At 76.0% G+C, this 4,041-nt stretch carries 5 protein-coding genes and 1 pseudogene; all 6 read left to right on the top strand.

Annotated features, from left to right (window positions below; translation table 11 throughout):
• A partial coding sequence (locus ACFXA3_RS37620) for a hypothetical protein (RefSeq protein ID WP_385194946.1) occupies positions 1–216 on the top strand: 216 nt, incomplete at its 5' end.
• Positions 213–392, top strand: coding sequence for a hypothetical protein (locus ACFXA3_RS37615; protein ID WP_385194944.1), 180 nt, complete (start codon positions 213–215; stop codon positions 390–392). The genes ACFXA3_RS37620 and ACFXA3_RS37615, both read left to right, overlap by 4 nt.
• Positions 385–1,470 carry a phage late control D family protein gene (locus tag ACFXA3_RS37610; RefSeq protein ID WP_385194942.1) on the top strand — a complete coding sequence of 362 codons (1,086 nt, stop codon included), beginning with the start codon at positions 385–387 and terminating at the stop codon, positions 1,468–1,470. Before ACFXA3_RS37615 ends, ACFXA3_RS37610 begins: the two co-directional genes overlap by 8 nt.
• Positions 1,470–2,135: a phage baseplate assembly protein V gene (locus tag ACFXA3_RS37605; RefSeq protein ID WP_385194940.1), complete on the top strand. Its 666-nt coding sequence runs from the start codon at positions 1,470–1,472 to the stop codon at positions 2,133–2,135. Before ACFXA3_RS37610 ends, ACFXA3_RS37605 begins: the two co-directional genes overlap by 1 nt.
• Positions 2,132–3,673: a hypothetical protein gene (locus tag ACFXA3_RS37600; protein WP_385194938.1), complete on the top strand. Its 1,542-nt coding sequence runs from the start codon at positions 2,132–2,134 to the stop codon at positions 3,671–3,673. Before ACFXA3_RS37605 ends, ACFXA3_RS37600 begins: the two co-directional genes overlap by 4 nt.
• A 1-nt stretch (position 3,674) precedes the next feature.
• A pseudogene (locus tag ACFXA3_RS37595) lies at positions 3,675–4,041 on the top strand (hypothetical protein); the annotation flags it as partial.

Here is a 4,041-nt window from a genome sequence, read left to right as displayed (position 1 = left end):
GACCCCGGCACCCTCGCCGAGGTCCGGGCCGGCGGCGGCCGCAGCCTCGCCGACCGGGCCCGGCGCGAGGAGGTCCCGGCGCCCGACCCCGCGGCCGCCCCGTGGGAGCGGCTGCCGCCCGCCACGCCCGGCCGGACCGCCGCCGACTGCGAGCAACGCGCCCGTGACGCGGGCCCGACCACCCTGAGGTGGACACCGCGAGGAGGCCCGCCATGAGCGTGTACATCGGAGAGCTGCACACCGAAGTCGTGCCCGCGGGCGGCTCCGCACCGCCGTCCGCCGGCCCGGACGGGCCCGCCGGGAGGTGGGCGGCCGCCGAACACCACCGCGAGGCCTGCGAACGGGCCGCCTGGCTCGCCGCCCGCGTCGCCGCGGAGGGCTTCGATGACTGACGCGGCGATCGCGGCCGTATCGCCCGTGTTCGAGGTGGGCGGCGCCCTCGTCAAGGACCTCGCGCGGGACTGCGTCCGCCTGGAGGTCGCCGAAGGCGTCGAGGGGCTGCGCACCCTGCGCGCACACTTCCTGGCCGTCGGCGCCGGGGCCAAGGGCCCCCAGGACCGGCTGCGGCACCTCGACGGGTCCACGGTCGGCCTCGGCAGCGCGCTCAAGGTCGCCCTCGGCCCGCCGTCACGCCAGCGGTACGTCTTCGAAGGCGTCGTCTCCGGCCTGGAACTCGTCCTCGGCGACGGCGAACCACCGCTCGTCCTCGTGCACGCCGAGGACGCGCTGATGCGACTGCGGATGACCCGCCGGATGCGCACCTACCACGACACCACCGACGCGGGACTCGCCGAGGAGGTGGCCCGCGAGCACGGGCTCGACGCCGACGCGGACGTCCCCGGACCCCGCTACGACGTCGTACAGCAGCTCAACCAGAGCGACCTCGCCTTCCTGCGCGAGCGGGCCCGGCTGGTCCAGGCCGAACTCTGGGCGAACGGCCGCACCCTGCACTTCCGCCCCCGGGGCAGCCGCGGCGCCACCCCCCAGACCCTCGTGTACGGCGGCGAGCTGATGTCCGTGCGGCTCTGCGCCGACCTGGCCCACCAGCGCAGCGAGGTCGTCGTCACCGGCTACGACGCCGACCGGCGCGAGATCGTCGACGAACGCGCCGGCCCCGAGGCCGTCGAAGCGGAGACAGCCGACGGCCGCACCGGGGCACGGCTCCTGGCCCGGGCCCTGGGCCCCGGCACCAGCCTGCGGGTCCGCGAGGCCGCACTGACCGCCGAAGAGGCCGCCGCCTGGGCGCGCGCCGAAATGCTGCGCCGCGGACGCCGGTTCGTGACCGTCGCCGGCACCACCAACGGCAGCCCCGACCTCGTCGTCGGAGGACGCCTCGCACTGCGCTCGGTCGGCGCGCCCTTCGAGGGGGAGGGGTACCACGTCACCCGGATCCGGCACACCTTCGACGCGGACCACGGCTTCCGCACCCGCTTCGACGCCGAACGCGCCGGCATGAACGAGGTGGTGTGATGGCCCTGCCCGCTCCCGTGGACGGCTCCGCCCCCGGATACTTCGGCGTCTACCCGGCGTTCGTCACCGACATCGTCGACGAGACACGGCTCGGCCGCATCGAGGTGCGCTTCCCCTGGCTCGGCAGGGACGGGGACCGCGACGTCCGCGCCTGGGCCACGCTCTGCTCCCCGTACGCCGACGACGAGCAGGGCCTGCTGGTGCTGCCCGAAGTGGGCAGCCAGGTCGTCGTCGCGTTCGAGGCGGGCAACCCGCGCCGCCCCTACGTCCTCGGCGCCGCCTGGAACGGGCGCGCCGCCCTGCCGCACGAGCCGCAGGACGCCAACAATCTGCGCACCCTGCGGTCGCGGGCGGACAGCCTGCTGGAGTTCGACGACACCCGGGGCGCGGCCAGGGTGCGCATCACGATGGCCTCCGGCCACGAGGTGACCCTCGACGACGCCGCCCAGCAGGTGACGATCCGGCACGGCGGCGGCTGCGTGGTGCGGCTGACGGCGACCTCCGTGGAGGTGCAGGCGAACGTGTCCGTCGACGTCAAGGCACCGATGGTGGCGGTCAACGCCCCGCTGTCCACCTTCAGCGGCCTGGTGAAGTGCGCCACGCTGGTCACCGAGCAAGTGGTGATCTCCCCGGCCTACACCCCGGGCGCCGGGAACATCTGGTGACCGCCGCCGACCACGGCTTCAAGGTCCTGGCCCCCTGGTACACCTGCGAGCGCGGGCACTTCGACCGCTTCGACCCCTCCGCGCACGCCCCGACGCTGCAGAAGTACGCCTCCGCCGAGTTCGTCCGGGCGCTGGTGGCGGACCCGCGCGACGCCCTGCGGTTCGACCCCGACGAGGACGTCTGGTCGTACCCGGTGCCCGTCGCCCTCGCCCACCGCGGCCCGGGACGGGCCCGGTTCGCCACCCACCAGCTGGTCCGCACCGGGCTGCGCAAGCTCTACCAGCCCAGCCACGAGCGGTTCTACGCGGTCGTCGTCGAGCTGTTCTGCGACCGGCCGGGGCTGCCGCGCCCGCAGTCCTCCGAAGGCCTCGACGTGGGCTTCGTGATGCGCCGCCGCACGGTGGAGATGAACGCGGAGCCGAAGGTGCTGCGCACGCTCTCGCGCCGGCTGACGGCCGACCTGCTCGCCGCCGGGCGGCAGCCGGGTCCGGACACCGGCCCGCACCTGTCGGAGGCCCGGGACGTCCTGTGGGCCGGCCTCGCCCACCGCACCGCCTTCGAGGAGGCCAACCGCGAACTCCTCGACCGGGTCGACCTGAAGAAGCAGACGCAGGCGTGGATGGCGGGCCCCGCGGGCGGCCAGTGGCGCAGGCTCGGCGAGCCCCCGGCGCAGGGCCGGCCCGAGGACCGGGAGCAGGAGCTGCCGATGTGGCGGCTGCCCGCCCGCTCGGGCGACTGCCCGGACGCGGCGCGCCCGCCGCAGCGGTCGCTGTGGTTCGGGGTGGTGCCGACCTCCTCCGCCGACCACGACGGCCTCGGCGCCCCCAAGCTCGACGACCGGTCCGTCTACGAACTGCGCGTCTTCGTACGGCGCACCCCGCGGCCGGGCCACGAGCAGTGCCCGCCGCGGACCTCCTGGAGCAAGCCCACCGAGCCCTTCCGGCTCGCGTCGTTCTTCGACCCGGAGGGCACGAGGAACCGGAAGACGTCCATCACCATGCCCGACTTCCGGGCGGTGGCCGCCCGGGCCGCGGCACCGCCCGGACCCGGCGGGGTCGCGATCACCAGCCCGCCCGGCTCGCAGATGTCCTTCGACCCCGGCGGCGGCACGCCCGGCTCCGGCTCGGTGACCGGCACCGTCCCGCGGACCTGCACCTTCGCCCTCGAAATCTTCATGATCGTGGCGTACTTCGTGTTCAGCATGTTCCTGCCGATCGTGGTCTTCCTGTTCCAGCTGTGGTGGCTGCTCGCCCTGCGCTTCTGCCTGCCGCCCTCGCCGGAGGCGGCCGCCGCCCTCAAGGCCTTCTTCGCCGGCGGCAAGACCCTCGCCGACATGGGGCAGGCCGAGACCGACGCGTTCGACGAACTCCTCGGGACCAGGGGCGCCGGAGCCCGCCTCAAGGACGCGGACGGCGCCTTCGCCCAGGAGGACCTCGACGACCTGGTGGACCTCGTCACCCCGCCCGCCGCCGCGCCGCTCCCGGCGCCGCCGCGGCCGCAGCCTCCGGTCGACGACCCGCTGTGCGAGGGGGGATGAGATGGCGGCCCAGGTACCCGCGGCCCGCGAACCCGCCCGCGCTCCCGTCCCGGCCCCCGCCGCACCCGCGCCGGCCCCGGCGGGCCCCGCGCCGGCCGCCGCCCCCGGAAGGCTCGCCGACGAGCTGTCACGCACGGTCCTCGCGCCGGACGTCCCCCGGGAGGAAGTGGAGCTCCAGGGCGGGGCGGCGCTCGCCGTGCCCGCGCCGGTCGAGGAGTACCTGCAGCGCCGGGGCCCCGCGGGCGGCCCCGTACGCGTCCGGCTCGGCCGGATCGCGGCCGGGACCCTCCACCTCCCCCCCCCCCAAAGCGCACAAACACACCCCCCCGGCGCCCGCCCCCCCGCGCTCCCCCCCCCGCCCCCCCCCC

The sequence above is a fragment of the Streptomyces sp. NPDC059456 genome, assembly GCF_042750055.1.
Lineage (GTDB): Bacteria > Actinomycetota > Actinomycetes > Streptomycetales > Streptomycetaceae > Streptomyces.
Note: the sequence above shows the minus strand (reverse complement) of the source record. Positions and strands in the feature narration are given on the sequence as shown.